Annotated in this window: 5 protein-coding genes and 1 pseudogene; all 6 read right to left on the reverse strand. The window is 45.5% G+C overall.

The genetic code is table 11. From position 1 onward, the window contains the following. Positions 1–231 precede the first annotated feature (231 nt). Positions 232–684, reverse strand: coding sequence for an NTF2 fold immunity protein (locus QRN50_RS24720; RefSeq protein ID WP_080395968.1), 453 nt, complete (start codon positions 682–684; stop codon positions 232–234). Then, positions 662–2,308: pseudogene (locus QRN50_RS24725) on the reverse strand (RHS repeat-associated core domain-containing protein); the annotation flags it as partial. The pseudogene QRN50_RS24725 and the gene QRN50_RS24720, both read right to left, overlap by 23 nt. 173 nt (positions 2,309–2,481) lie before the next feature. Continuing rightward, positions 2,482–2,958: a hypothetical protein gene (locus tag QRN50_RS24730; protein WP_080435799.1), complete on the reverse strand. Its 477-nt coding sequence runs from the start codon at positions 2,956–2,958 to the stop codon at positions 2,482–2,484. 154 nt (positions 2,959–3,112) lie between these two features. After that, entirely contained in the window at positions 3,113–3,583 is a 471-nt protein-coding gene (locus QRN50_RS24735) for an SMI1/KNR4 family protein (RefSeq protein WP_080435798.1), read from the reverse strand. A gap of 157 nt (positions 3,584–3,740) precedes the next feature. Further along, positions 3,741–4,391 (reverse strand): hypothetical protein, encoded by a 651-nt coding sequence (locus tag QRN50_RS24740; protein ID WP_024660390.1) that lies wholly within the window; start codon positions 4,389–4,391, stop codon positions 3,741–3,743. Positions 4,392–4,395: 4 nt separating this feature from the next. Continuing rightward, positions 4,396–4,887: RHS repeat-associated core domain-containing protein (locus QRN50_RS24745; RefSeq protein ID WP_285427647.1), on the reverse strand; the 492-nt coding region annotated here is incomplete at its 5' end.

Below are 4,887 nucleotides of genomic sequence, written 5' to 3' on the forward strand. Positions count from 1 at the left end.
TTGTGTTCAAGCAGGCGGCCGTTGGCTTCGTACTCGTAGGTGACTTCGCCACGCAATTTGTCGGCCGGGTCATATACTTAGCGCCATTGCTCATCTATATCGCTCTATCTGAGTTTTTAAAGAGCCATTTTTAATATTCAATATTATCATCCGCGTCTTGGATGCTTACGGCCAAAAGAGAATGTTTAATGATGTTCCTTTCGCTTGTTGGTCTTCTGGTTTTCTTCAAGTCTAGATGTAAGTGGTTCTCCATTTTTCGTTGTCTTGAAATTCGCGTTTTTGTATTCTGCATGTATTGTCTTTTATTGAGAAGGTCAATCTGTAGGTTTGTCTTAGGCCGTGCTTTTTTTTATATACTAAGGTTGCAGTATTTTTTGAAGAGATTTCTAATCTTATCGATTCTTCTTCAAACTCATATTCAGGATGCATGCTGCATACCAGGTTCTCTAATCGATCATAGTTTCTGCCTTTTTCAGTAACGTAAGTCGAAAAGATTGCTAGTAACTCAGCGCGCGCACGTCCATCCGCATTAGGCGTACTGTTATTTGCGTTTCTGTTCTCTCTCTTGTGCGTATAAAACCAATTTTCCCAATTGCGCAATGCCGTCGAAAAATCGCGAAACGTTTTTTCTACGATTTCCTCGTTAAGCTCGGTGCTTATGTTAGTTGTTGAATTCTGCGCCATCAATTAACTTCCCGTTACGATAAAGGTCATAATAAATTTTAGTGGGGCGTGTGCCGCCATTTGCATATTGGAAAACGATTTCAAGATCAACTGGCCCATTGTCTTTAACCTCATTCGCAATTGCTCGTTCGAAGTCTCTGAACAACCCTCTATTAACTTTCGATAGCTGTGGAAAGACCCCATCCTTACCACCCGATCCACCAAGAAGCTTAGCGATTATGTGACCAGCATCATCGTCCGCATTGCCAAGGCTTCTCGCCCAACTCCGGGACGACGCATTTGTCGCAGTTCCGCCTTTTTTGATGTCGGCCTTGGTAATCGTAGCCGTTGCTCGCAAAGGCTGTCCTGCGGTACCTCGGGTAACACTCGCATTGACGCACCAGCCTAACGGATCAACCCACCCATTAGGATTAGGCGCATATTGATACAGGTTATCCCCACCACTCAACCCAATCGGATCCTGCGTAATAAACCGTCCAATCTCCGGATCGTAATACCGAAACGTGTTGTAGTGAAGCCCCGTCTCGACATCGAAATACTGACCCTGAAACCTCAGGTTCTGCTCGACCTCGTTCACCACCAGCTTCTCAATCGCCCCCCACGGCCGATACTTGGCCTGCCAGACGATCTGCCCTTCGGCGTCGGTCATCTCCAGTGGTGTACCAATCTGGTCGGTGTGGAAGTAGTAGACCTTGTTCTCTGCCTCGCCCTCTTTCTCATCAACACGTGCGAGCGGCGCATAGCTGCCGGGCTCGTAGAGGTACAGGCTGCTCTGCCCAGGACCCTCTTCACGCAACATCCGCAATCCCTGCCAGAGAAAGCGTTTCTGGTCGGTCTTACCCTTGATCTCCCACTGTTTGCCAACGCGTCTCCCCAGGCTGTCGTATTGATAGCTGCTGGTGCTTTCCACCTGACTGTTGGCCATTGTCTCGGTTTTGACCAGACGGTTTTCGCTGTCGTAGGTGAAGGTCTGCCAACGCACAATGCCGACGATTTTCTCGACCAGGTTGCCCCACGCGTCGTATTTGTATTCGTGGTTGCTCCATTTTTTGAGGCGGTTGTCTTTGACGCGGTCGAAGCGGCTGGTGTTGAAGTTCAGGCGGTTGCCAGCGGCGTCGTAGCGGAACTCTTCACCGTCGAAACGTTTTTCGGGGTTGTGTTCAAGCAGGCGGCCGTTGGCTTCGTATTCGTAGGTGACTTCGCCACGCAGTTTGTCGAGGGTGCGGCTCAGCTCGCCGGCCGGGTCGTATTCGTAGCGGCGGTGGAGCGGGTTGTAGGCGTGCTCGACGTAGCGCTCTGGCTTTATGAGCGGGTTCTGTATCTGTGACAGTTTTTCAGCGGGCAGGGTGGTTGCGTATTGCCAGGTCTTGCGCCCCAGTGCGTCATAGCCGAAGCAACTGGTGAGTTTGCCCTGCGTGCGATAGATCTCGCGGTGCAGGTCGTCGCGCTCCATGTCGCTGATCAACTGGCCATCCAGGTTCAGTTGATGCAGGTGGCCGCTGCCGTAATACAGGTGGTTCAGGTGCTGACCGGTGGGAAGGGTCAGCGTGGTCAGGTTGCTGAGTGGATCGTAGTCGTAGGTCAGCGCGCCCTGGGGCGACGATTCCTGTGTCAGGCGGCCCAGATTGTTCTACCACAGGTATTTGGATTTGTGGGTTGCATCAATGAAACAGAAGGGAGGCTAACGCGATGTTAGTAGTCCCATCTGCTAGCTTGGTTTTTAAAGAGCTTTGAGGTATAAAAAGTATATTGTCTTTCTAAGTTTTTTTTAAATTTTATGTTGGCTGGCTTTGGTTTCTAAATTACCACTAGTCTGTCTTTTGTAAAGCCGACAGGCCAGTGGCCCTTATAGTAAATATTTACGACTTCCTTCCACTGAACGCCATGACCATAGTAGCACTCAGATATATACTGTCGAAAAGCAAAGCAAACTCTATTTCTGGCAGCAACACTAAAATCATGTGGTCCACACAAAAAAGGACCATTGCCCAAATTTTTCGTGGCTGCCATAACAGATTTATTTGCTTTTACTCTAAGCTCGGTTAGTTTTGTGGATGGTTTAGGTAGTTTATAAAATGGGTCGTCTTGAGTTGGCGATGTTGGGAGCCACTCAACCTCCGCATAGCATCCTTTAAATTCTAGGTTCAAAGGCTCAACAAATACCTTTCGTACGTTCTCTATGCAGATAATGCGTTTTTCGCTAGAGAATGAAACGCCCATGTTAGAGAAAAAATGGCTTTCTTTTATTTTCTTAAGCTCCGCATCGATGTTCATGGTTATAGTCTTATGTCAGTTAAGGTGATAGGGAAAAGTTTTTCGACGTAGTTAAATCTTTCTCTTGAGTACGGCGCACTCTAGCTGCCGCCCTGCAGACCCTCAAGTGATATTCGAGCTGCGCACGGATCTAAAGTATTAATCCAGGCTGGTATCATAGCTCTTCGATTGCTTTTCTAATCGCAGATAGTAAGAATAGTTCATAGTTTTCAAATATTATTTTTTTGTTGGGTTCTCTTTTGAATGATAGTTCTGTTTCTATTATTGGGTTCTCATTGGGTCCGCTATTGATCGAAGTATCAATAGAATATATTGGACCGTATCCGGAAGACTGAATAACAACCATTTTTGAATCCGCATCGCCTTGTGAGCGTGCTTTCATTGTTGCAAAAAATACGCTGGGAATCGAAGTGGCTGCTAATCCGCTTTTGGTTGCTCCATAATATGTGTCCCCGGCGAATGATAATGCGCCAAATTTTTTAAGGAATAGCTTGTATGAGTATGGGAACTTTATCCCCATTTCTTTCTCGAATTCTAGAATTAAGCTATCGCTTGCACTTCCTGCAAATGTCAGCTCTTCTCCACTTGCATTTATTTCGGATTCAATAATTTCTAAATAATTCATAGGTGCGTTTCAAAAGTTAAGTGATCTCTTTTCCCAATAGATCTCTCGGTGGAGAGCGCCCGCGTGTTCAGGTGGCTAGGTGAGTCTTAGTCGTAGGTCAGCGCGCCTTGGGCGCAATGTTCTTAGCCAGCCGCCCCAATTAACCTACGGTGTAATGTTAATCAGTTAGCTGGCTATTAAGATAGCTTTCTAATAGCTCTAAATCAAAATTATTGTCTTTAATTATTTTCTTGTTAGAGAGTATTTTCTTAAGTAAATCTTTTTTGGGGATTTTTGGGTTTTGCATAATGGCGCAATGTATAAAAATAGCAGGGTATGCATAAATACTTGGGGCGTCATTTACGTCTTGAATTGTGCGTTCGCTTGCAATTATGCAACCTGCGATTTTTGGTATGTAATCTTCTTCGATAATTTGTCTGATATGCTTGCTTATAGCGACGGCATCTTCAGGAGTCGGTGTTTTTAATACGCCACCGCTCACCAGTGTGAGTTTCTTATCTTCTATTTTTAATGTGGTATAAGAGCTGCACGCTTTGTTCAGTAAGTTGCTTTTATAGGGGGCGATAAAATTTGCGGTGCATTCGTAAATAGGTCCGCCGAAAACGTGCCAGCCGAGATAGTAGCCATTGGCGTTGGTAAGGTGTTCCAAATAAAGCTCGGCAACATATGCTTTTTCAAACTTAAACTTTAGTTTGTTTTTAGATGCTAAGATTTTTATCTTGTCTGTGCTGATTGACTTGGAGGTGCTGATGGCTTTAAGCTCTTTTAATAGTTCGTTTTCAAATATTTTTCTATTTTCCAAACTCATAAAGTTACCTATATTTTAATATGCTAAAGATCGCATTGTGAGTTGCTCCTTTGCCGCCCAGTTCAATGCCGCGCTGCCCTTTAGTGTCAACTTTAAAAGTCCCTGCAATTCCTTTTGATTGCTTGATCACCCCCCCGCCTAAGTGAATAGTGGTATTGGCAGGTGTGGACATATTGTATATGCCTGCTGCTTTTTGGTTTTTGGTGAGCCCGCCTGATCTGTGTTTTACTTCAAATACGTGAATTACACCATTTTTATCTTTGGCCACGAAGTCCGCACGTATTCTGCTACCGTTAACCGTCATTGTCAGTTCTTCTGCAAGAACCTCGTAATTATTGCGCTCAAGATCACGCTTGGCTTTAAGTCGTCCTTTTTCACCACTTGCAGCACTCTTGCACAGACCCCAAGGATCAACCCACCCATAAGGATTAGGCGCATACAGATAGAGATTATCCCCACCACTCAACCCAATCGGATCCTGCGTAATAAACCGCCC

This window comes from Pseudomonas sp. MEJ108 (genome assembly GCF_030208985.1).
GTDB lineage: Bacteria > Pseudomonadota > Gammaproteobacteria > Pseudomonadales > Pseudomonadaceae > Aquipseudomonas > Aquipseudomonas fragariae.

What these genes read in the sequence shown, in the direction of transcription:
- QRN50_RS24720 (WP_080395968.1), bottom strand. Translation starts at nt 684, where the DNA reads ATGGCGCAGAATTCAACAACTAACATAAGCACCGAGCTTAACGAGGAA.
- QRN50_RS24730 (WP_080435799.1), bottom strand. Translation starts at nt 2,958, where the DNA reads ATGAACATCGATGCGGAGCTTAAGAAAATAAAAGAAAGCCATTTTTTC.
- QRN50_RS24735 (WP_080435798.1), bottom strand. Translation starts at nt 3,583, where the DNA reads ATGAATTATTTAGAAATTATTGAATCCGAAATAAATGCAAGTGGAGAA.
- QRN50_RS24740 (WP_024660390.1), bottom strand. Translation starts at nt 4,391, where the DNA reads ATGAGTTTGGAAAATAGAAAAATATTTGAAAACGAACTATTAAAAGAG.